Annotated in this window: 13 protein-coding genes; 7 read left to right on the top strand and 6 right to left on the bottom strand. The window is 65.4% G+C overall.

Annotated elements, in window-relative coordinates; all coding sequences use genetic code 11:
* Window positions 1–148 precede the first annotated feature (148 nt).
* The 3 genes from I6F17_RS23370 to I6F17_RS23360 all read left to right on the top strand — a co-directional run bounded on the left by I6F17_RS23370 (window position 149) and on the right by I6F17_RS23360 (window position 5,911).
* Window positions 149–1,339 carry a serine hydrolase gene (locus I6F17_RS23370; protein ID WP_225129975.1) on the top strand — a complete coding sequence of 397 codons (1,191 nt, stop codon included), beginning with the start codon at window positions 149–151 and terminating at the stop codon, window positions 1,337–1,339.
* A 15-nt stretch (window positions 1,340–1,354) separates the two neighbouring features.
* Window positions 1,355–3,343, top strand: a complete 1,989-nt coding sequence (locus I6F17_RS23365) for a primary-amine oxidase (RefSeq protein ID WP_225129973.1) — start codon at window positions 1,355–1,357, stop codon at window positions 3,341–3,343.
* A 555-nt stretch (window positions 3,344–3,898) separates the two neighbouring features.
* Window positions 3,899–5,911 carry a TonB-dependent siderophore receptor gene (locus I6F17_RS23360; RefSeq protein WP_225129971.1) on the top strand — a complete coding sequence of 671 codons (2,013 nt, stop codon included), beginning with the start codon at window positions 3,899–3,901 and terminating at the stop codon, window positions 5,909–5,911.
* A gap of 51 nt (window positions 5,912–5,962) precedes the next feature.
* Here the strand turns inward: I6F17_RS23360 and I6F17_RS23355 are convergent, their stop codons facing one another.
* The 5 genes from I6F17_RS23355 to I6F17_RS23335 all read right to left on the bottom strand — a co-directional run bounded on the left by I6F17_RS23355 (window position 5,963) and on the right by I6F17_RS23335 (window position 12,001).
* Window positions 5,963–7,414 carry an aldehyde dehydrogenase gene (locus I6F17_RS23355; RefSeq protein ID WP_225129969.1) on the bottom strand — a complete coding sequence of 484 codons (1,452 nt, stop codon included), beginning with the start codon at window positions 7,412–7,414 and terminating at the stop codon, window positions 5,963–5,965.
* Between the two features lie 35 nt (window positions 7,415–7,449).
* The gene (locus tag I6F17_RS23350) at window positions 7,450–8,181 is read right to left on the bottom strand and encodes an ABC transporter ATP-binding protein (protein ID WP_225129967.1); all 732 of its coding nucleotides are present in this window, start codon (window positions 8,179–8,181) and stop codon (window positions 7,450–7,452) included.
* The gene (locus I6F17_RS23345) at window positions 8,174–9,844 is read right to left on the bottom strand and encodes a branched-chain amino acid ABC transporter ATP-binding protein/permease (protein WP_225129965.1); all 1,671 of its coding nucleotides are present in this window, start codon (window positions 9,842–9,844) and stop codon (window positions 8,174–8,176) included. Before I6F17_RS23345 ends, I6F17_RS23350 begins: the two co-directional genes overlap by 8 nt.
* Complete coding sequence (locus I6F17_RS23340; protein WP_225125393.1) at window positions 9,841–10,716, bottom strand: branched-chain amino acid ABC transporter permease; 876 nt, start codon at window positions 10,714–10,716, stop codon at window positions 9,841–9,843. The genes I6F17_RS23345 and I6F17_RS23340 overlap by 4 nt, the downstream gene beginning before the upstream one ends.
* Before the next feature lie 64 nt (window positions 10,717–10,780).
* Complete coding sequence (locus I6F17_RS23335; RefSeq protein WP_225129963.1) at window positions 10,781–12,001, bottom strand: amino acid ABC transporter substrate-binding protein; 1,221 nt, start codon at window positions 11,999–12,001, stop codon at window positions 10,781–10,783.
* A gap of 198 nt (window positions 12,002–12,199) precedes the next feature.
* On the opposite strand from I6F17_RS23335, the gene I6F17_RS23330 reads away from it, so the two are divergent.
* The 4 genes from I6F17_RS23330 to I6F17_RS23315 all read left to right on the top strand — a co-directional run bounded on the left by I6F17_RS23330 (window position 12,200) and on the right by I6F17_RS23315 (window position 18,943).
* On the top strand, window positions 12,200–13,132 hold the full coding sequence (locus tag I6F17_RS23330; protein WP_225129961.1) for a helix-turn-helix domain-containing protein: 933 nt from the start codon (window positions 12,200–12,202) through the stop codon (window positions 13,130–13,132).
* Window positions 13,133–13,344: 212 nt separating this feature from the next.
* Window positions 13,345–14,637: a siderophore utilization protein FsrB gene (gene fsrB / locus I6F17_RS23325; protein WP_036039542.1), complete on the top strand. Its 1,293-nt coding sequence runs from the start codon at window positions 13,345–13,347 to the stop codon at window positions 14,635–14,637.
* A gap of 86 nt (window positions 14,638–14,723) precedes the next feature.
* Complete coding sequence (locus I6F17_RS23320; protein ID WP_225129960.1) at window positions 14,724–15,551, top strand: hypothetical protein; 828 nt, start codon at window positions 14,724–14,726, stop codon at window positions 15,549–15,551.
* Window positions 15,552–15,853: 302 nt separating this feature from the next.
* On the top strand, window positions 15,854–18,943 hold the full coding sequence (locus I6F17_RS23315) for an adenylate/guanylate cyclase domain-containing protein (protein ID WP_225130007.1): 3,090 nt from the start codon (window positions 15,854–15,856) through the stop codon (window positions 18,941–18,943).
* Between the two features lie 22 nt (window positions 18,944–18,965).
* Here I6F17_RS23315 and I6F17_RS23310 read toward each other — a convergent pair whose 3' ends face one another.
* Window positions 18,966–22,784 carry a Dyp-type peroxidase domain-containing protein gene (locus I6F17_RS23310; RefSeq protein ID WP_225129958.1) on the bottom strand — a complete coding sequence of 1,273 codons (3,819 nt, stop codon included), beginning with the start codon at window positions 22,782–22,784 and terminating at the stop codon, window positions 18,966–18,968.
* Window positions 22,785–22,922 lie beyond the last annotated feature (138 nt).

The following is a 22,922-nucleotide window of genomic DNA, read 5'->3' as shown; positions in this document are numbered from 1 at the left end:
GCAGGACCCGCGCCAGACTGGCACGGCCAGAGACGCTGTCCAGCAAAATATTGCCGGATCTCGATAACGCCTGACAGCGCCGCGGTGCAGGCTTCCGTCCTGCCGTTCCGACATCGCTGCCGGGACGGCGCTTCGCGGAGGGAGCGAGATGCGATCGACCGATGTCATGCGCGGCAGCCCGCCCGTACCCGAGGCTCAGGTGACGCGCGCCAATTGGCGCAGCTTTCCCGCGATCCGCTGGGGTTTTACCCACACCCGCGAAGTGCTGCCGACCGCAGAGATTCGTCGCTCCGCCCGGCCGACGCCAATGAGAAGCGCCCCGCGCGAACTGGCAAAGCTCGGCTTCACCGGGCCTGATGGCAAAGCGACCACGATCGAATGCGCGCTGCGCGAAACCTTTGCCGACACGCTCCTCGTGATGCATCAGGGCACGCTGATCCATGAATGGTACGGCGACGGCATGAGCGCGACCACGCCGCATCTGATCTGCTCGATCAGCAAGGCGATCGCTGGCACGCTCGGCGGCGTGCTGGCCGCGCGCGGCCTGGTCGATCCAGAGGCGAGGGTGCTGCGCTACGTGCCGGAGCTGGAGACATCGGCCTACGCCGGCTGCACCGTCCGCAACCTGCTCGACATGGCCGTCGCCATCAAGTTCGAGGAGGATTACGAGGACCCCGCCGGCGACCTCGCGCGCTATCGGTTCTCCTCGGGTTGGGACGTGCCGCCGCCGGGCGTCGAGCCCAGCCATCAGCGCGCTTATCTGACGACGCTGCGCGGCAGCGGCAAACCGCACGGCAAGGTGTTCCACTACGTTTCGCCCAATACCGAGGTGCTTGGCTGGGTGTATGAACGCGCCTGCGGGATGCCCTACCATCTTATTCTCTCCGAGTTTCTCTGGCAGCCCCTGGGCGCGGAGGAGGACGGCTCTCTCACACTCGACAGCCACGGCATGGGCCGCATTGCGGGCGGCATCTCGGTCACCGCGCGCGATCTCGTCCGCTTCGGCGAGATGATCCGCTGCGGCGGCGTCGTCGAGGGCCGGCAGGTGGTGCCGGGCTGGTGGATCGACGACATCCGCGAGAACGGTGATCCCAAGGCGTGGGCCGATGGCGACCTCGCCGAGTTCTTCCCGGGCGCGCGCTACCGCAGCAAATGGTTCACCATCGATCCTTCGCGCAACGCGCTCACCGCGATCGGCATTCACGGCCAGCACCTCTATGTCGACCTCGACTCCGACACCGTCATCGTCAAGCTCGCAACACAGCCCAAGGCAATGGACGTGCCGATCGACCAGCGCTGGTTTGCTGCCTTCCGCGCCATCACCGCACATCTCGCCTGATATTTGGACGTCCTCATGCTTGAAACCGCCAAAGCTCAACCGCGAGCGCAGACCGCGACACCGCATCCGCTCGATCCGCTGACGGCCGACGAGATCGCCGCGGCTTGCGCTTTGGTGCGGGCAGCGGCCACTTCAGCGGAGAACTGCCGTTTCCCGACGGTGCGGCTGGAGGAGCCGACCAAGCAGGAGCTGGCTTCAGGCAAGGTGGAGCGCCGCGCCTTCGCGTTGACGCTCGACGTCACCACGGGCGAGGCGATCGAGCATATCGTTGACCTCGGCCGCGGCGAGATCGTCGGCCGCAAGGTCGTGCCGAACCGCGAGGCGCCCTATGGGCAGCCGCCGGTGATGCTGGAAGAGTTCTTCAAGTGCGATGCCGTGGTGAAGGCCGATCCCGCTTGGCGGGCGGCGATGGTTCGGCGCGGGCTGACCGACAAGGACATCGAGCTGGTCCAGGTCGATCCGTTCTCCTCCGGATTCTTCGACAAGGAGTTCGAGCGCGGCGCCCGCATCGTGCGAGCCGTCAGCTATTTTCGCGAGCACCTCCAGGACAACGGCTACGCCCATCCCATCGAGGGCGTGATCGCTGTGGTCGACCTCATCGGGGGCAAGGTCATCGAGCTCACGGATCAAGATCCGATCGTGCCGATTCCGCGCAAGAAACGGAACTACGGCGCGCATGACGTGCCAAACCCGCGCACCGACATCAAGCCTCTGCATATCGAGCAGCCGCAAGGGCCGAGCTTCAAGGTCGACGGCTGGAAAGTCGACTGGCAGAAATGGAGCTTCCGCGTCGGCTTCACGCCGCGCGAGGGCCTCGTGCTGCATCAGCTCGCCTACCAGGACGGCGGGCGCAAGCGGTCGCTGATCCACCGCGCCAGCGTCACCGAGATGGTGGTGCCTTATGCCGATCCGACCGCGAACCATTTCTGGAAGTCGGCCTTCGATGCCGGCGAATACGGGCTCGGCATGCTCGCCAACGCGCTGGAGCTGGGCTGCGACTGCCTCGGCAACATCCACTATTTCGACGTGCCTGCCGCCGACAACAAGGGCGAGCCCTTCGTCATGCAGAACGCGATCTGCATGCATGAGGAGGATTACGGGATTGCCTGGAAGCACTACGAGTTTCGCAACGGCCTGTTCGAGGTGCGGAGATCCCGGCGGCTCGTGATCTCGTTCTTCGCCACCGTCGGCAATTACGATTACGGCTTCTACTGGTATCTCTATCAGGACGGCACGATTCAGCTGGAGACGAAACTCACCGGCATCATCCAGACTGCCGCGGTGCGGCCGGGCGAAAAGTACCGATGGGGCGGCATGGTCGACGATAATCTCGGCGGCCCCACGCACCAGCACTTCTTCAACGTCCGCCTGCATATGGATCTCGACGGCGGCGGTAACACGGTGACGGAGCACGAGTTCGTGCCGCGGCCCTGGGGCGACGACAATCCGCACGGCAACGTGTTCGACACCACCACGCGCGTGCTGTCGCGCGAGCGCGACGCCGCAGCGGTCGCCAATGGCGAGACCGGCCGATTCTGGAAGATCAGTAATCCGAACGAGATCAACTCGGTCGGCGGTGCACCGGCCTACAAGCTCGTCGTCAATCCCAGCCCGCTGATGCTGGCCCAGGAGGGTAGTTACGTGCGCAAGCGCGGCGGCTTCGCCACCAAGCATGTCTGGGTGACTGCATTCGATCCGGCCGAGAAATACGCCAGCGGCGACTATCCCAACGTTCACGCCGGCGGTGACGGCCTGCCGCGCTATGCCGCGCAGAATCGCAATATCGAGAATGCCGACATCGTGGTGTGGCACTCCTTCGGCCACACCCATGTCTGCAAGCCCGAAGACTTCCCGATCATGCCGGTGGAATATGCCGGCTTCGTGTTGAAGCCAACCGGATTCTTTGCGGCGAATGCGGCTGGCGACCTTCCGCCGGACCGCAACAGCCGCAGCGTGCTGTCTGGCGAGAAGAGCACGACCTGTTGTCACGCAGACCGGACGTGACCTTCATCCGCTCCCACCCCTGGCTTTGGTCGCAACACTGATTGCGCGACGCGGCTGTCGCATCCGGTCGGGCTCCTAACACACTGACAGAATCATTTTAGAGGGATTCCAATCCCAAAGAAGCAGCGCGCATGAGCGCATGCGTCGCACGTGCTGTGCACACGTCTGGAGAAATTCTAACGCCGTTCCTATCGCACTCCGAAACCGCCTGAGTTAGGGCGGGCCATCAAGATCGATACCGGCAAAGCCGGCAGTGCGTGGGGCTCAACAGACGTGACCGATTTCCAACCTTCTTCGCGTAAGAACACGCGCCGCCGACAGATTCAGACGCTCTTCCTAGGTGCGGCCAGCACATTCGCTCTCGCCGTGGTCTTCGGCTCTGCCCAAGCCCAGACGCAGATTCCCTCTGTCACCGTCGAAGCGCCGACGCAGCGGGCTCGTCCGGCGGCCATTGCGTCGTCGCGAAGGGCGGGGGCGACACGTACCGCACGCGCCAATCGTCGCAGCACGGAGCAGCAGGCTGCGCCAACCCAGTCGGCCTCATCGAACGGTGCAATGGGCGAACGCGCCAATGGCCCGGTACGCGGTTTCGTTGCGACGCGCAGCGGCACCGCCACCAAGACCGATACGCCCTTGATCGAAACGCCGCAGTCGGTGTCAGTCATCACCACCGACCAGATCAGAAACCAGGGCGCGGTCTCGATCGGCGAGGCCTTGCGCTACACCGCTGGCGTCAGCGGCGACGTCAATGGCGGCTCGGACACCCGCTTCGGCGGCCTCCAGATCCGCGGCTTCGACATGACGATGCCGGGCCTCTTCGTCGACGGCTTGCGGATTCCCTCCAGCAACTACGTGCACTTCAATGGCCTCGAGCCCTATGGGGCCGAGCGTATCGAGGTGCTCAAGGGTCCGTCCTCCGCGATGTATGGCGGCAGCGGCACAGGCGGCGTTCTCAACTACGTGACCAAGCTGCCGACGGCGCAGCAGTTCGGCGAGGTCTCGATCTCGGGTGGCAGCTTCAACCGCTATCAGGGCCAGTTCGACATGGGCGGCGCCGCCAACAAGGAAGGCACGGTGCTGTGGCGCCTGACCGGCGTCGTGCGCGACGGCGAGACCCAGGTCGATTTCAGCAAGGACAACCGCGTCTTCATCGCGCCCGCCGTCACCTTCAAGCCGAACGAGGACACCACCATCACCCTGCTCGCCAACTATCAGCGGGACCGGGCAGGGTGGGGCCTTCAGTTCCTGCCGGCCTCGGGCACGGTTTGGCCGAACAACGGCCGCACCATCCCGGTCTCGTTCTTCGCGGGCGTGCCGGGCTTCGACGCATTCAACACCGAGATCGCAACCGTCGGCTACCAGCTCGCGCACAATTTCACCGACAACGTCACGTTCCGGCAAAATCTGCGCTACGCCTATCAGCACAACGAGGAGAAGGTGTTTTACGGCGGCGGCTATACCAACGAAGCCGCAGGGCAGCTCGCGCGCTATGGCAGCTACAGCAACTCCTACATCAACTCATTCGCCGTGGACAACCAGCTCCAGGGCAAGTTCACCACCGGCATTCTCAGCCACACCACGCTGGTTGGCGTCGACTATCGCAACACCTCCTTCCGCGACACCGCCTTCGGCGTCACGACCTCGTCCCCCGAGATCAACGTCTTCAACCCGAACTACAGCTACGACTACGCCATCGGCGCCATGTACGACAACACCGGCGTCAAGCAGTCCCAGGTCGGCGTCTATGCGCAGGATCAGATCAAGCTCGGCCGGCTCTCGTTCCAGCTCGGCGGCCGTCAGGATTTCGTGACCACGCAGGTCGATAACGGTATCGCCAATACCACGGCCGCGAAGGACGCCTCGGCCTTCACCGGCCGAGCCGCCGTGATGTACAATTTCGATAGCGGCATCGCGCCCTATTTCAGCTACTCGGAATCGTTCCTGCCGCTGCTCGCGACCGGGTTTGGCGGACAAATGCTCAATCCCGAGACCGGCGTCCAATACGAGGTCGGCGTCAAGTATCAGCCGATCGGCTGGAACGCGCTGTTCACCTTCGCCGCCTTCGACCTGACGCGCGATAACGTCGCTGTGTACGTGCCCGCGGCCACCTTTTACGAACAGATCGGGCAGGTGAAGTCGCGCGGCATCGAGCTCGAAGGCACGATGTCGCTCGCCGATGGCTGGAACCTGCGCGCCGCCTATGCCTATGTCGACGCCATGGTCACGCAGGATCCGGTGAATGTCGGCAAGGCGCCAACTACGGTGCCGCTCAACCGCGCTTCGCTGTGGAGCGACTATACGCTGCAGAACGGGCCGCTCGCCGGCCTGCAGTTCGGCGGCGGCATCCGCTATGTCGGCGCGACCTGGGGCGACGAGGCCAACACGTTCAAGGTGGGATCGTCGACCGTTCTCGACGCGCTGCTGGCCTACAACAGGGACAATTGGCGCCTGGCGCTGAACGTCACCAATCTCGCCGACACCCGCTATGTCGCCTCATGTTACAGCATGTCGGGCTGCTTCTACGCGGAAGGGCGGAAAGCCATCGCCAGGCTGACCTACCGCTGGTGAGCACAATGCGAGGACGGTCCGGCCTTGGAGACCGGACCTGCATCCCGCCGATCAGAACGGATAGTGCCGGGGCCCGGTCTGCACGGTGATCCAGCGCAGTTCGGTGAACTCGTCGATTGCGGCCTTGCCGCCGAAGCGGCCATAGCCTGACGCCTTGGTCCCGCCAAACGGCATCTGAGGCTCGTCATGCACGGTCGGAGCATTGACGTGGCAGATGCCCGCCTCGATCCGCCTGGCAACGCCGAGCGCACGGGCGATGTCGCGGCCGAACACGGCCGAGGAGAGGCCGTATTCGGTGTCGTTGGCCACGCGCACGGCCTCGTCGATCCCGCTCACGCGCACCACGGTCACGACCGGACCAAAGCTCTCCTCGCCATAGATCCGCATCGCCGGCGTGACATGATCGACGATGGTGGCGGGCATGATGGTGCCGCTGCCGTGACCGCCGGCAGCGAGCACGGCGCCCTTGGCGACGGCATCGTCGATCAGGCCCCGGACGCGCTCGCAGGCGGCGTCACTGACCAGCGAGCCGAGCACGACATTGCCCTTGCGGGGATCGCCGAAGGGAAGGCTCTTGGCCTTGGCGGCGAACTTGGCGATGAAGGCGTCCGCCACCTTGTCGTCGACGACGATCCGCTCGGTGGACATGCAGATCTGCCCCTGGTTCATGAAGGCGCCGAACGCTGCCGCATTCACGGCGGCGTCGAGGTCGGCATCGTCGAGAATCACGAGCGGGGCCTTGCCGCCAAGCTCCAGCAGCGCGCGCTTCAGGTGCTTTGCGCAGGCCAGCGCGATGAGGCGGCCGACGCGGGTCGAGCCGGTGAAGTTGACGCGGCGGATCGCAGGATGGGCGATCAGCGCCTCGACCACCGCCTGCGCATCCTCCGGCGCGTTGGTCACGACATTGACGACGCCGTCACCGAGGCCGGCCTCCGCCAGGCAGCTTCCGATCAGCCGATGCACGCCCGGGCTCATCTCGGACGCCTTCAGCACCACGGTATTGCCGCAGGCGAGCGGCATCGCGACCGATCGCACGCCGAGGATCACGGGAGCGTTCCAGGGCGCGATGCCGAGCACCACGCCGACCGGCTGGCGAAACGCCATGGCGAGGTTGTCGGGCTTGTCGGTCGGTATGACTTCGCCGGATATCTGCGTCGTCATGGCCGCGGCTTCGCGCAGCATGCCTTCGGCTAGGTGCACGTTGAATCCGGCCCAGCCCGCGGTGGCGCCGGTTTCGGCGACCATCAGCGCGGTGAACTCCGCGGCACGGCGCGCGAGGATGTCGGCGGCCGCATTGAGCCGCTTGCGGCGCTCCGACGGACCGAGCTGTGACCAGGCCGGGAACGCGGCGGCCGCAGCGTCCGCGGCCCGCATCGCGTCGTCGATCGAGGCCGCCGCCACGATCGTCGCGACGTCGCCGGAGATCGGGTTGTGGCGCTGGAAGGTACGCTGATGGCTGGCCGACTGGTCCTTGCCGCCGATGAGAAGGTCGATCGCGTTCATGATGCACTCCAAAGGTTGCAGGCGGGATTGAGCGATTATGGTGGGGACGGGGCCGCGCGGGCCTTGCCGAGATAGGCGCGCTGGACCTCCGGATCGTTCTTCATCGCACTGGCCGGCCCGCTGCCGGCGTTGCGGCCGGACTCGATCAGGTAGACACGGTCGGCGATGTCGAGGCTCGCCCGCGCATTCTGCTCGACCAGCAACACGCTGAGGCCGCTGCTACGGATCTCCGCCAGTGCACGGAACACTTCGCGGCTGAGCAGGGGCGACAGGCCGAGCGAAGGCTCATCGAGCAGGAGCAGCAGCGGGTTCGACATCAGCGCCCGGCCGATCGCCACCATCTGCTGCTCGCCGCCGCTCATGGTGCGAACGGCCTGGGCCATACGCTCGGCAAGGCGCGGGAACAGTCGCAGGATCCTCGCGAGCCGGTCTGCCTCGCCTGCGCGGGCGCGGGCGGGGTAGGCGCCGAGCTGCAGATTCTCGGCAACCGTCAAATCGCCGAATACGCCGCGGCCTTCGGGCACCAGCGCGATGCCGCGCTCCACGATCAGGTGGGCGGGCAGCTCGCCAATGTGATGTCCCTCGAACCGGATCGTTGCGCCGTGGGCAGGCTTGACCAGCCCGGCGATGCTCTTGAGCAGGGTGGACTTGCCGGCGCCGTTGGCGCCGAGGATCGCGACGATCTCGCCTTGCCCAATAGCGAGCGCAATGTCGGCGAGAGCCTGGTGCTTGCCATAGAAATGGGAGAGGGCGGCGACCTCAAGCATCGTCGCCTCCGAGATAGGCTGCAACGACTTTTGGATCGGACAACACGGCCTCCGGCGCGCCGCGCGCGATCACGCTGCCGGCATTCATGACGATGCAATGGCTGCACAGTGCTCGGATCGCATCCATGACATGCTCGACCATGATGATGGTGAGGCCGCGATCGCGCAATTTCGCGATCAGCGCGATGCCGGTCTCGAGCTCGCTCGGGTTGAGGCCCGCCAGCCATTCGTCGAGCAGCACGAGGCGCGGCTGCAGCGCCAGCGCGCGGGCAAGCTCGAGCCGCTTCTGGTCGATATAGGTCAGCTCGCTCGCGGGCGCTTCCTGCAGCTTGCCGAGCCCGACGAGATCCAGCAGCTCGCTTGCGGTTGCGCCCGAGCCGTTCGTCGTCGAGAACAGCCGCGCCGCCGCAACGTTTTCGGCCACCGTCAGGTCCGGCATCACGCGCACCAGCTGGAACGTGCGCGCAAGGCCAAGGCGCGCGATCTGGTGCGCGCGCATACCGTTGAGGACGATGCCGCCCAGCCGGATCGTGCCCGAGGAGGGCCGCAGCGCCCCGGACAGCGTATTCAGCAGCGTCGTCTTGCCGGATCCGTTCGGGCCGATGATGCCGATGATCTCGCCCGGCGTGACTGTGAAGCTGACACCGTCGACGGCGCGTAGTCCGCTGAACGATTTGCTGACACCGTCGACCGCGAGCAGCGGTGCATCGCCCGCGCGGGCGGGCGCGGCGGCGGGACCGCCGGCCGGAACACGCCAGCGGCCCGCCCCGAACAGGCCGATCACCCCGTTCGGCAACACCATCACGATGAACACGAAGATGACGCCGAGCACGATGCTGAAATGGTTGGGCAGCGTCGCCGTCAGCACCTCGAACAGCAAGACCAGGGGAATGACGCCCAGCACGGGCCCGAACAGCGAGCCCGCGCCGCCCAGCAGGGCCATGATCACGACCTGGAACGAGATGGTCGGATTGAACGCAATGGCCGGATCGATATAGGTCCAGCGTGGCGCCATGACCGCGCCGGTCACCGCCATGAAGGTCGCGCTCAGAATGAAGACGCCGAGCTTGATCCGCGTGGCATCGATGCCGGAATGGCTCGCCGCGGTCTCGTCGGCGCCGATGGCGCGCAGGGCCAGCCCATAGCGCGAGCGCCCGAGCATCCAGCCCACCAGGAAGACGACCGCGGTCAAGCCCAGCAGCTGCCAGTAGAGAACGTCCTGCGTCACCGCACTGAAGAGATAGCGGCCGACCGACTTGTGGATGTTGACCTCGTACCAGATTACGAGCTGCCGGATCAGCTCGGCCAGGCCGAAGGAGAAGATCACGAAATAGATTCCGGACAGCCGCAGCGTCGAAAGCCCGGTGATTGCGGCGGTGAGTGCGCCCACGCCGGCTGCGGCCAGCAGCACGACCGGCCAGGGCATGGTCTCGCCGAGCACCGCAGCCGTGTAAGCGCCGAGCCCGAAGAACGCGACCGTTGCAAGCGAGATGTAGCGCGTCGGGCCCGAGAACATCGCCCACGCGGTCGCCAGGATCGTGAAATAGAGCACGCTGATGCCGAGCGCGAGATAATAGCCGTTGGCATAGAGCGGATAGGTGACGAGGCATGCGGCGAGAGCGAGGCCGGCGCACCACAGCAGAATGCGGACGGGCCCCGTCATGACGCCGCCCTGCCGAACAGGCCGGTGGGCTTGATCACGAGCACGCCGAGAAACAGTGCGTAGGTCGCAGCCAGCGTCAGACCGGGATCGACCAGCCGCGCCACCGCGGTCTCGACCACACCAAGCAGCAGCCCGGCGACCAGCGCGCCGATGACGTTGCCGACACCGCCCATGATGACGACGACCAGCGCCTTCATCGTGAAGACCACGCCCATCGCGGCATTGAAGGTGAGGAACATGCTGATCAGCACACCGCCGACGGCGACGAGGCCGCCGCCGAAGGCAAACGCCAGCCCCGACAGGGCCGCGACGTCGATGCCGACGAGACGCGCGGCGTTGGCATCGACGGCGATGGCGCGTACCGCAGTGCCGATCCGGGTGCGGGTGAGGGCGAGATAGACGGCGCCGCCGACCAGCGCCGCGAACAGCAGCGCGACGAGCCGATTGACGGCAAGCGTCGAGCCCATGATCGTCAGCGGAATGGAGAGATAGCTATAGCTGTAGTACTGGCCGCCAAAGGCGACCAGCATGGCGCCCTGGATCACGAACAGCACGCCGAAGGTGACGAGGATGCTGTCGATCTCCTGCGCGCCCCGGTCCTTGCCGCGCCGCATCAGCCGTTCCAGCAGCAAGCGATACAGTAGCCAGTTCAGCACCATCGCGACCGGGACCGCCAGCAGCAGCGCCGCGAGCGGGCTCAGCCCAAGGCCGCCATAGAGCGAGAACGCGCCGAAGGCGGCCGCGACCAGCGACTCTCCGTAGGAGAGGTTCATGATCCGCGCCACGCCATATTGCAGCGTCAGCCCGAGCGCGATCAGCGCGTACATGCCGCCGAGCACGAGGCCCGGCAGGATGATGTCGACAAGCAACATGGAGCGGCGTCCCCTTGAGCGGACGGCAGGCAGGCCTCGCGGACGCAAGGCCTGCCAACCAGCCTTACTGCCACTGCGGTTTGGGCACGACCGCGGCACGTGCGCCCGGCAGCGAGGTTGGCGCGAGGGCGTAGAACTCGCCGTTCTGCCACTGCCCGACGTTCCAGACCTCCTGAAGCAGCCCGTCCTTCAGCTTGACCTTGCCGATGATGGTCTCGAACGTGCCCGCACGGATTTCCGCCGCGACAGCGGTGCGATCGAGCTTGCCGACCTTTTCGATGGCCTGCTGGAGCACCTGCAGGCTCGCATAGGTGATCGAGCTCGCCCAACGATCCGGTTCCTTGCCGGTGGCGGCCTTGTGGCGCGCCAGATACTCCTTCAGCTGCGGAGACTCGGCATTCCAACCGCCGATGCCCATCACGCCGTCGCTGTTGGCGGCAAACTTGCCCTTGTAAAGCGGGAACGCGGTGCCGACGCCGACATAGAAAACCTTCGGGTTGAACTTCAACAGCTGCGCCTGCTCGGTCAGCGCGATCGTATCCGGCGGATAGCTGAAGGCAATGAACGCATCCGGGTTCGACGCGATCGCATCCTTCAACAGAGGCTGGAGATCCTGAGTGCCCATCGGATAGGTCTTGTCATAGCCGAGCTTGAAGCCGTGCTTCTTGAAGGCCTCGCGGCCCGCCGCGGACAGCTCGATGCCGAACTGGTCGGCGATGCTGACCATCGCGATGTTCGCCCCGATCTTGCCTTCGCTCTTCAGCTTGCCGAGCAGATCGGCGAGCCCCTCGGATATCTGGGCCGACGTCCCGAGCCAGAACGTCGCGTTCGACCAGCGCTTGGCAAGCTCCGGCGCCTTGTCGGTCACCGACGTGACCGCGAGGTGAGGGTAGCCCAGACGGTTCAGAGTCGGGCCGACCGCGAGATTGAGACCCGTGCCCCACGGCGAAAGAATGAAATCGACCTTGTCCTGGTTGGCGAGGCGCTCGATCGCCTTGACGGCTTCTTCCGAGCTGCTGCGGTCGTCATATTCGACCACCTCGATCGGCAGCTTCTTGTCGCCGAGCTTGATGCCGCCGGCGGCATTCACGTCCTTCACCCACAGCTCATAATTGGGCAGGGTGGTGATGCCGGCGCCGCCGGCATAGGGACCGGTCTTGGAAATGGCGTAGCCGATCCGGATCTTCTCCTGCGCATCGGCCGTGGACGGAAAGGTCCAGAGCGTTCCGGCCAGAGCCGCAAGGCCAGCGACGCGCAGCAACGTTCGACGGTTCGCTGAAAACATATCGTGTCTCCCTCCTGTTGCACTCAAGCGATGGTCGGCATCGCAGTGAGTGGTCGTTTCCCCTTGGTCCCGACTTTCTCTAGGGCGGCATCATTGAGCCGGCCGCCACCGGGACTTGACCTAGCAAGCATCCCGAGCTTTGCTCGCACAATGGACAAATCCGGTGAAAGATTGGACGGTTCTGGTCTTGACCGCCAAGTGCGTCGAGGCGTCGCGGGCCCCGATCCGGCGCCGGCGATCGTGCCGAATGGGGCTGTCCCTGTGGGCGCCGAGCTGATCGGAGCGCATTACGTCGCGCGGCGATGGGCGCTGACCTCGAAAGCGGCCCGTCCGTTCATTCATCTGCTCTGCCTTCCCGGCGGCGGGACCGCCGAGATCGGTCAGTCCGGCCAGACCATGCGGACGGTCGGACCCGCGCTGGTCTGGCTCCCGGCGGGATCCGCCGACTATCTGGAGGTGTCGGCAGGCACGACGGCGCAGCTGCTGCAATTGCGCGCCGGCACATGGCATCGCTATCTCCCGCCATCGGCAGAGGCGGCCTATCTCGCGCTCGAGGGGGCGGGCGGCATCTTGGCGTTGCAGGTCGAGGCCGATCTCGCGGCCACGATCGCGCGTTCCATCGCGGCGATCGCCGCCGAGGTCGCCACGCCCGCACGCAGCGGTGCAGCGTCGATCATGTCGGCGGAGCTGACGCTGTGCGTGCTGCGATTCTGGCGCCTGTTCGCTGGCGACGGGACCCGCAACGAGGAGAGCAGCAGCACCGAGATCCTGAGCCGGTTCCGCAGGCTGCTCGAGGAGCGCTATCAACAGCACTTGCGCGTCAGCGATTACGCCAGGCTACTCGGCACCACGCCGGATCGCCTGCACGCGCTGTGCAGCCGCGAGCTGAAGCGCTCGCCGAGCGAACTGATTCAGCAGCGCCTCGTCAGGGAAGCGGCGACGCGGCTGGAGGCTGGAACCATCGCCGTAAAGCAGATCGCATTTGCGCTGGGCTTCACGGACACCGCCTATTTCAGCCGCTTTTTCCGCAAGCACACCGGCGAGGCACCGGGCGTATGGCGTCGGCGCGTTGCGGCACGCGCGAGAGCGGGGCGATCGAGACCGACGCTGAATTTTGCCGATTGGCCGTAACGCACGCGGCTGCGCGAACACCCGATCACGCATGGACGCTTTGTCGCGCAGCTTAGTGGCCAGTCTCGATAAATTCTAATGTCGGACCTCTCGCACTGCAACTGTCCCTGCGTTAGGCCGAAGGCCCACCGGCTAAACTGCCGGCGGCGAGTCCAATCGAAAAGCGGTCCGGCAAATGAGGGGCCGGGCCCAGTGGGAATGAGATCTGAGCGATGAGAGCGATATTCGGCAAACTGCATCGCTGGGCGGGACTGCTGACGGCCGCCTTCCTGTTCTTCTCCGGCATCACCGGCGCGATCATCTCCTGGGATCACGAGCTCGACGACGTCCTGAACAGCCATCTGTTCGATGTCTCGACGAAGGGCCCGGCCATTCCCTCGCTCGAGCTTGCCAAGATGATCGAGCAGCGCGATCCCCGCGCGCGCGTCGTCTACCTCTTCATGACGCCGGAGCAGGGCCACTCGCTGTGGTTCTTCGTCATGCCGCGGATCGACCCCGCGACCGGCAAGCGTTACCCGCTCGACTACAACCAGGTCTTCCTCGATCCCAACACGGGTGCGGAGCTCGGCCGGCGCTATTGGGGCGCGGTCTGGCCCGTCACGCGGGAAAACTTCGTCTCTTTTCTCTACAAGCTGCACTACACGATGCACATCCCGGAATTCTGGGGCAGCGACCGCTGGGGCATGCGCGTGCTCGGCATCATCGCCATCATCTGGACCATCGATTGCTTCGTCGGGTTCTATCTGACGCTGCCCTCGCGCCGGCGCGCCAAGGCGGCGCGTGCGCCTGAGGTCACGCGCCAGCTCGAGCGCGGCTTCTGGGCGCGCTGGGCCCCGGCCTGGACCATCAAGACCTCGGGCAGCGCCTACCGGATCAATTTCGACATCCACCGCGCATTCAGCCTGTGGACGTGGGGCGTACTGTTCATCATCGCCTTCACCGCGTTTTCGCTGAACCTCTACTTCGAGGTGTTCTCGCCGCTGATGAAGATGGTGTCGAATTACACCCCGACACCCTATGAGCAGCGGCCCTATCGCGATCTCGATAATCCGATCGAGCCCAAGATGACGTTCGCCGAGATTGCTGCCCGCGCGGCCGCCGACGGCAAGGCGCGAGGCTGGACCACCCCGGTCGGCGCGCTCAGCTACGGCCCGGCCCATGGCGTCTACGCCGCCGCGTTCTTCCATCCCGGCGACGATCACGGTGCCGGCGGCGTCGGCCCGGCGCAGCTCTATTACGACAGCGAGGACGGCCGCCCCATTGGCGAGCGGCTGCCCTGGGTCGGCACCGCCGCCGACATCTTCGTGCAGGCGCAGTTTCCGCTGCATTCGGGCCGCATCGTCGGACTGTTCGGGCGTATCCTGATCTCGGTGATGGGCCTCGTGGTCGCCGCGCTCTCTGTCACCGGCGTCGTGATCTGGTGGCGCAAGCGCCGCGCCCGCGTTCGCGTGCGGGAGACGGCGGCCGTGCGGCTGAACCGGGAGCAACTGACGCCGGCAGAGTAGGGCACCCGCGTTCCGCCAATGGATGAACCTTGGCACGCGGCGTCGGCACAAAGATGGAGATCGCTCTCCAGTCTTCCGGAATTGCAATGAGATTGCTTGCCTTGCTCTGCCTGCTCGTCCTGGCCGCGCCCGCCGCGGCGGCCGCGCCCGAGCAACATTATCTCGACCTGCGTGACCGCTACATCGCAAAATTCTCGAATGCCAAGGAGAGCGACGAGATCTACAAGCAGCACGAAGCGGCCCTGAAGGAGCTGGCCGGCGTGCTGCGCGGTCTGATCGGTCCGGTCGCGATCAAGGGACTCCCGGCCGAGGGCAAGTCGAACGTCGATACGCTGTTCAAGGACGACATCGGCTTCGGCCATCTCGACGGGCTGAGCTTCGCATCCGAAGGCGACAAGATGCAGGCCGTGGTGACCACGACCGGGCTGCTCAAGCACTGGCTTGGCGAGCATCGCGAGGACGGCATGCCTCAGGAGAGCGGCGCCGCGTTGAAATCCGACCGCTTCTATTATTACGCCATCCAGGACGCCGCCTTTGCGATCTACGCAGAGCTGCCGATCACCAAGCCGGTCAAGGCGAGCGTGGCAGCCGCTGTGCTCGGCGTGCGCGGCAATGGCGGCCTCAAGGGCCCGCCGGACGAAATCGATGTCGTCGCGATCCAGGGCGACAAGGTCTATTTCCTCGCGGCAAGGGAGGCCGTGAAGACCGCCCCGATCCCGACCTGCGAGAAGGTCTGGAAGCAGATGATGGCAAAGCCCGTCGACAAGAAAGACCCGCGCGGCGAGATGGCCCGCGAGGACAAGGCAATGACCGCCTTCACGGCGTGCTTCGCCAAGGAAGCCCCGAGCCAGAGCTGGTATGCGGCCGCCGTCAAGAAGGCGCAGAGCCAGCTGGAGCGGCTGCCGCTTCCCTAGGAACGCCAGCTCGATATCCTCCGCCGTGATCCTCCGGCTTTGAATCACCGGCTTTGAACCACGCCTTGGCCTGCGCAGGCGAGGCGGCGCCGCGCCGTCGGCAAACGGAAGACACGAGGTTTTTGAATAGGTTAGGCCAATGCGGTCGTCCTGATCGTCATATTCGGCGGATGCAATCCCCGCGAGCTTCCACTTGCGGGTCGGGCGAGTTACTATGGCCTTTTGCGATACTTGCTGCATCCGGTCTGGCACCCGCTGGAGACCGTTCTTGCGGTTCGTCAACGAGTTGGCTGCGATTGACGATGATTACGCAGACCCGCGACCCCAGAGGCGAACGTCATCGATTGACGGTGCTGTTCTCCGACCTTGTCGGATCAACCGCCCTGGGCCGGGATGTCGAGTCCGAGCACCTTTCCGAACTCCTCAGCCAGTTGCGGCAGATCTGGCATCAAGCGGTGGCGAAGCACGGTGGTCGCATCATCCGTACGCAGGGAGACGGTGCCCTCGCCATTTTCGGCTATCCCCAATCCGGCGAAGATGACGGTCGTCGTGCTGCGGAAGCAGCACTCGATATTCACGAATGGGTCGGAGAGTTGCGCCACGATGGCGTATCGCCGGCGTTGATGCCGCTTCGAATGCATTCGGGTATCCATGCCGGCACCGTGCTCCTGACCCAAGGCGACATCGAGTCCGGCCGGTATGACCTGATCGGCGATGTCGTGAACACGGCAGCGCACCTGTCGCGCCACGCCGGTCCGGATCAGATCCTGGCCAGCCTCGATGCCCTTGGGCCGCATGCCAACTTCTTCGAGCTCGCCGCCCACCTCCCAGCGGCTTCGGGAATGCCGCAGGCGAGGCTGGTGTTGGGTCGAAGCACGGCGACCCGACGCTTCGAGGCAACCTCGCGCCGGGGCCTGACACCCTTCATCGGCCGCAACGAGATATTCGGCTTCCTGACACGCTTTCTGAGCGAAGCACCTGCGCAGGCGCAACGCTGCGCGGTGGTCATCGGCGGGCCCGGACTCGGCAAGACGCGCCTTCTGGAAGAGGTGCTGGGGCACGTCGGCACCGAGCGCATCAGGCTGCTGCGAGGCAGTTGCGAGAGTTACGTCGGTGCCGAGGTTCTGCAACCATTCCTGCAAATGCTGCGCGCTGCGCTGGGAATTCGAGCGGACGCCTCCCTCGTCGAGGCAAAGGAGACGGCGCGCGCGGCTCTGGAGCCATGGGCGGCCCAGCTCGGTCCGAATGCAGAATCGATCCTGGCACTGGTGTCGGCCGGCGCCGATGCGCGTGGCGGCCGCATTACCGTCGACGGCGTCGTCGGCGATCTGCTCGGGTTCTTCACCGGACTGTCGGCACATGGCCCGCTGGTGCTGGTGATCGACGACTGGCAATGGTCCGACGACGCGAGCCGCCAATTGCTGCAGGCTTTGCTGGAATTGCCCAACGGACCTCACGTCATCCTCGCCAGCCGGCCGCGCGAGGACGGCAGCGAATGGATTTCCGGCGCACCGCACCTATTTCTCGAACCGTTTCAGGGGCCGGAAACCGACTTTGCCGTACGACGTTGGGTCCCGCAGGCCGATCCCTTCCTGGTAGCCCGCATCCATGCCTATGCGGGCGGGGTGCCGTTGTTCATCGAAGAGCTCTGCCATTCCATCGCCGCCAACGATCCTGCCTCGTTCGAAGCGCGCAGCAAACAGGGCTGGATCGCAACCCTGGTCGCTTCGCGCCTGGCACGCCTGCCGCCCGATGAGGCGAAGGTGGTGCGCGCCGCGGCCGTTATCGGCAACACCGTGCCGCACGGGTTGCTGGTTTCGGCCTGCGGCAGCGAACCCGACCCGGCCATCGTGCGGGCATTGGCGGATGCGGACTTTCTCTTTGCGGATCCAGCGGGCGGCGTCCTTCGCTTCAAGCACGGCATCACGCGCGATGCGGTCTACGACACCATTGGCCTGCACGAGCGTCAGGCATTGCACAAGCGGATCGAAGACACCCTGCTGGCGCGGTCCGAGCAGGCTGATCGCGAGGATGCGATGGAAGCTCTGGCCTACCATTCGCAAGGCGCAGGTCATTGGGAAAGCGCAGCCCATTATGCCGAACGTGCCGGCGACAAGGCCATGGCTGCATTTGCGCTCGATCGTGCCAGTGCGCAGTACCAGGTCGCGATGCAGGCGCTGGATCGCGTGCCCGATCGCTCGCGCGAGCAATCGCTGCGCTGGTGCTTGCTGGCCAACAAGCTGGGTATGGCCAACATCTTCGACCCGCTGTCGCTGACCGACGACACCTCTGTGTTCGAACGCGCGGTTGCGATCGCGTCCTCCCTCGGCGAGACCGCCGCGATGGCCAGTGCCTATGAATGGCTCGGCTATATGTGCTACGGGTTCGGCCGCTTCCGGGAGGCCGTGACACACACACGGACGGCACTGGAATTGGCGCGCAAGCTCGAAGATCGTCGCCTGATCGCCCAGATCGAAGCTACGCTCGGGCAGATTCTGGCTGCAAGCTGTCAGTACGACGAAGCCATCGCCTTGATCGACGCCGCCATTTCCACCAAGCAGCAGCGCACCCGTCGGCATGGTGCGATATCCTTCGGAGCGGCCTACGCGCTGTCGTGCAAGGGCGGCATCCTGGCGGATCGCGGCGATTTCGAGGGCGCCCACGCCTGTTTCAGTGAAGCCATGGCTCTGGTCGGAGGTTCGACCCACCCGGTCGTCAACTCCGTGCGCAACTGGATTGCGGTCGCGCTGATCTGGCAGGGCCGCTGGCAGGAGGCGGAGCAGCTCGCCGTGGAAGGGGCGCGCATCGCCGAGAACACGCGCAGCCTGCTGCTTCTGGCCGATTGCCGAGCCGCCTCGGGATTTGCCCGCTGGTCGGCGACCGGCGACGCCGATGGTTTGCTGCAGTTGCGGAATGCCGCGGAATGGATGGAGCGGCGCAATTTTCATTTCTACACGTCGGTCCAATATAGCTGGCTCGTTGAGGCGGCGACGGCTGAAGGCGATGTCGAGACGGCGCGGCGGTATGCCGCCCATGTCCTGCGCCGCGCACGCGAAGGCGAGCGACTGGGCGAGGCGGCGGCATGCCGCTCGCTGGCGAAACTCGCAGCCCTGCGCCAGGATCGCGGTCTTAGCGAGCGCTGGTTGCGACGGGCTGAAACCTCCGCAGGCTGGCGCGGTTCGCTGCGCGATGCGGCTCTGAACCTCTCCCTGCGCGGCGAGCTTCTCGCAGGGCAGGGCCGGGGCGAGGCGGCCCGCCAGACCATGATGGAAGCCGCCGAGAAACTGCGCGCGCTCGGCATGCACTGGCATGCGGAGGAGACGATCAGGCTCGTCATCGGCATACCCGTCGGCTACGCCAACGATCAGCTCGCTCGGCATTGTGCCGTCTAATCGCTGCGCACCTGTCCACCGCTCAGGGTGGCGGTGGGCTCGGCGCGGGAACTCTTCCGTCCATCGTCAGGCTCATTGGAATGGGGCCGGTCCGCAAGGGCAGCTCCGTCTCCACCAGTGCGCTGAAGAAACCCAGCATCACCGCCAGTGCCGGGTCTGCTCCGGGACATGAATGCGTCGGATGCCCCGCGACCCTGCGGTTGGCGCCGAAGGCGTGATAGATGTCCTGGCGACCTTCGGCGAGACTTTGCTGGGTGGCGGAGACTGCGCCGGCGACGATGACGTCGCCAGGCCTCACCTCGACCCCTCCGATGCTTTGCGAAACGACGGCTGTCCGCCAGATCAATTCGGGCACCGCGCGAAGTTGCATCGCGGGGATGAAGTCGTCTCTTAGCCGGTTGAGGGCGTCCATGTAGTTCTTTGCCTTCGTGCCGGCATAGCGAGCGCGCAACGCCCATAGCGTTCCTTCGCGCAGCCATTCGTTCAGTATCCGCCGAAGGTTGCCGTCGACGGTCGGAATGAATCCCATCATGGCGCCGGCGACGGTGCGCGCCACGAACGGAATGTCGCCGGTGCCACGCGGCGAGTTATAGACTGCCTTGGTCACTGGCGCGTTTGTCGGCCCGAACTGCGTCAGGAAACCTTCCATCGCACGGCGCGCAGCGTCGCCATGTGCCGCGCCGATCGCCTCCACTGTCGCGTTCGGGTGCGGCTGGAAGATGTAGCGCGAAGGCGACAGGAAATGGCCGGGATAGCCGGGCGGCTCGCCCGGCGTCCAATCCCAGCGATAGCCGACGCGGCGGAAATGACCCCCGTCCTCGCTCAACCCGAACCACGCTTCGCAGAAGGCGGCGAGCAGCGGATCCACCAATTCGTGCACGTCGACGGTCAGCTCCCAGGTCGCTTCGCCGTCGCTGGCGGCATAGTCGATCGTCTGCTTGACCATGAAGCCCAGCACCTTCTGTGTGACCGCGCGCGCCAGCTCGAATGCGGCGGGTTGGTCAAGGGCCATGATCGCGGCATTGCAGGCCTCGGATTCCTGCTCGTAGACTTGGTCTGGCTGCCCGGCGTCGCGGCCAAGATAGAGGATGCCGAACGACCGCAGCATGCGGGGAAGATAGCCGGTGATGGTCAGCTTGGTGTCGGAATCGGCGAACACCTTGTAGACCATGTCGCGGTCGGCGACCAAGACCCCGAAGGGCGTGCGGAGCGCGCCGCCGTGGCGCTCGCGGATCGCAGCCCAGATCGAGGCGTTGACGAAATGCGAGGCTGAATCCGGATCTTCGAGCGCCGTCTTCCACGCGGCCATCGCCGCGGCTTCGCCCTGCTGGCGCTCGATCAGGCGTAGACGCACGATCTCCTTTTCTCCCCGATCCGCGCACCATGTCACGGCCGGTTTATACCCCCGGCTCGCCGCCCATTGCTTTAGATCGGCAAGCGCCTTCTTCGATGGCGCAAAGAAATATGCTCCCCATTCCAGACGAACAAACGGACGAGGTTCGTCGTGGAGCCGGTCCGAGCCGTCGAGCGCGACGCGAATGGTTTGGCCTTCATGCTCGAACCGGAAATGCCGGAGCCGGCCAGGCTCGGCGAGGCCGAGGAAAGGATCGCTGACCCCCGAGGACGAACCCGCGCTGTTGCCGCCAGAGAGCCAGCTCTGCACCACCTCGAACTGCTCGCCGAGGCTGGCATTGTAGGCCATGAAGACCAAGCCGCGCTCTGGTTGCAGCGCGGCCTTGGCGGCTTGCGGGTCAACCGGGGGACCGTAGGACATGCCGCGCCTGACGATCCGTGGGGGCCGGGCGCCGGCATCGGCCTTGGTGATCGAGACGCGCGGATTGGCGCGCCGAATATGCGCGTGGAACGGGCACGATTGGCCCTGTGGGTCGGGGTCGTAATTGAAGTCGTTGCTCTGTGCGGCGGGCGGCGGAGTCGGGGTGAGCGGCTGGCCGGCCTGGGGATGGCCGGTCGGCCAGCGTCCCATCATCTTGGCCATCAGCGTCTCGCGCGTCAGGGCAGGTGCGTCCGGTCCGGCCGTCTCGGCTGCTTGTCGCGTCGCGCGGGCCAGGACTTCGTCGAGCTGCTCGACGTCCTGTCGCAGCTTACGCAGTGCCATGAAGCTGCCGTCGCGGAGCATTGCGTGAGCACGTTTGGTCGCGTCGCCGAACGGTGCCGTCTCGTCGGCAAGGTTCGGGTAGCCGCACAGAACTTCGCCGAGATGCACCTGATTGGAATAATACTTTCCTGCCTGGCACTCACGCAGCACCGGGTCTGAACCGCCGTCGGCAAACCCGAAATGGTCCTGCATGTCGCCGGATCGTTTATCGCGCTGCCGCTGCATCCATTGGATCGAAAGGGGCTTGATGCCTGCATCGACCTCGACCAGGCGCTTCATTTCGGCCATCAACGCCTGTCTCGCATCCGCCGTCGGCTGCGCATCCTTGGACAGCAATAGGCGAAGTTGAAGGACGGCATGGACCGAGCTCATGCTGATGCGCGGCGCCGGGTCGCCTTCGGGCAGGTCCGGCGCGTCGGTCCCGAGCGCCCAATTGCTGGCGGGAAGGCGCCATCGCTGCGGATGATTCCAGCGCACGTCGCCGAGCAGGCCGGCGCGTCTTTCCATGCCCTGCACGAACTCTTCCGGCAGAGTGCGCACCTCTTCGTCCGACAGGCCGGTCTGACGCAGTCCCTCGACCGTGAATGCGATGTTGGTGACGATCTGCCCCGGCGTCAGAACGTCGGCTTCGGAAGTCACCTCGAGGACGTCGAGAAACGCGGCCAGTGCGGCCGGATTGGCGAACTGCAGCAGCAGCAGGCAGCCGTGATCTGAATTGTAGGCGGTCAGAATTCCGCCCTGCACGTTGCCGGGATCCTGCAACGGCAGTTTTGCCGGCGGGGCGAGGGGCAGGTTGCGCCGTACCGGCGCCACATCGGGCGGGGTCATCAACCAGCGCAGGGCCTCATCATAGCGCCGGCGAGCGCGCTTGACGCCTTCCGCGTAGGTGGGGTCGTTGATCATGGTGACGAATTCGGGCAGCAGCTCGTGGCCGGCCCGATGCAGAAGCACCCCGTCATGCGTCCCCGGCGGATAGAAGTCGGCCAGACGGTAGAGTCCCGCCAGTGCGCGGATGCCGTGGCGAAACGGAGGCCGGGCGGCGGCTTCGATGCTGAGCGGTTTGCTGAAGCCGGCATTGGTCGGATCGACACCGACTTGGCCGTCGACCGCGAATATCGAGTGTCGCGCGATGTCTTCCGGCGAGGGAATCCTGATCCGCGTGACGATCTTGTCGGCGCCGGCGCCAGAGGCGCGCCGATAGACCCGCTCCTCCATCCGCAGGAAGCGCGTGTCATCCACGGTCAGGTCGGGGGTGGCATAGAGGAAATAGGCTTCGGTCTGCTTGCTCTTGAGCCAGATACCCCAGTTTTCGTACGTGTTCTCGTATCCGAGCACATAACCATCGGTATTGCAGAAGATGAGGTCGAGCAGCCGGGCGGCCTTCTGCCAGATGACGCGGACATAGGCTTCCCAGGAGCCGTCGAACGTGGCGGTCAGCAGCACATAGTCCATGCCGTCCACGGATTCGTCCTCGGGTTCGAGCACGGCGATGCCCACCGAGTGGATCCGCCCGACGCGGTCAACGGAATCGGTCAGCACGCGGGCGAGCTCGTATTCATACGCGTTGGCGCGTCCGCCATTCAGCGCCCGTAGCACGTATTTGACGCGGGTCTTGTACGTGGTCGCATCCAGGGACGGCACGAACCCCTTCTTGATCGGAGCCATCACCCTGAAATCGGACGTGCCGGCCATGCTGCCGGTCTTGATGGTCAAATCACGACGCATGTCTCTGGCTCCCCTGCTGCGAGCGTCTCTTCGCTGCGCGCTCCCAAAATGTGAAAATTACGGCTTCACTTCCTCAAACGTGCAATCTGGCTCGCAATGTTTCCAATGCGCTCATGGACTTAATGCAGGCATTTCGGT

This window comes from Bradyrhizobium sp. NBAIM18, from assembly GCF_020193825.1.
GTDB classification, from domain to species: Bacteria; Pseudomonadota; Alphaproteobacteria; order Rhizobiales; family Xanthobacteraceae; genus Bradyrhizobium; species Bradyrhizobium yuanmingense.
The sequence above is the reverse complement of the archived record's forward strand: the minus strand, read 5'-3'. Positions and strand labels throughout refer to the sequence as shown.

Excerpts from the sequence above, each read along its gene's own strand:
- I6F17_RS23370 (WP_225129975.1), top strand. The coding sequence starts at position 149 with ATGCGATCGACCGATGTCATGCGCGGCAGCCCGCCCGTACCCGAGGCT.
- I6F17_RS23365 (WP_225129973.1), top strand. The coding sequence starts at position 1,355 with ATGCTTGAAACCGCCAAAGCTCAACCGCGAGCGCAGACCGCGACACCG.
- I6F17_RS23360 (WP_225129971.1), top strand. The coding sequence starts at position 3,899 with ATGGGCGAACGCGCCAATGGCCCGGTACGCGGTTTCGTTGCGACGCGC.
- I6F17_RS23355 (WP_225129969.1), bottom strand. The coding sequence starts at position 7,414 with ATGAACGCGATCGACCTTCTCATCGGCGGCAAGGACCAGTCGGCCAGC.
- I6F17_RS23350 (WP_225129967.1), bottom strand. The coding sequence starts at position 8,181 with ATGCTTGAGGTCGCCGCCCTCTCCCATTTCTATGGCAAGCACCAGGCT.
- I6F17_RS23345 (WP_225129965.1), bottom strand. The coding sequence starts at position 9,844 with ATGACGGGGCCCGTCCGCATTCTGCTGTGGTGCGCCGGCCTCGCTCTC.
- I6F17_RS23340 (WP_225125393.1), bottom strand. The coding sequence starts at position 10,716 with ATGTTGCTTGTCGACATCATCCTGCCGGGCCTCGTGCTCGGCGGCATG.
- I6F17_RS23335 (WP_225129963.1), bottom strand. The coding sequence starts at position 12,001 with ATGTTTTCAGCGAACCGTCGAACGTTGCTGCGCGTCGCTGGCCTTGCG.
- fsrB (WP_036039542.1), top strand. The coding sequence starts at position 13,345 with ATGAGAGCGATATTCGGCAAACTGCATCGCTGGGCGGGACTGCTGACG.
- I6F17_RS23320 (WP_225129960.1), top strand. The coding sequence starts at position 14,724 with ATGAGATTGCTTGCCTTGCTCTGCCTGCTCGTCCTGGCCGCGCCCGCC.
- I6F17_RS23315 (WP_225130007.1), top strand. The coding sequence starts at position 15,854 with ATGATTACGCAGACCCGCGACCCCAGAGGCGAACGTCATCGATTGACG.
- I6F17_RS23310 (WP_225129958.1), bottom strand. The coding sequence starts at position 22,784 with ATGCGTCGTGATTTGACCATCAAGACCGGCAGCATGGCCGGCACGTCC.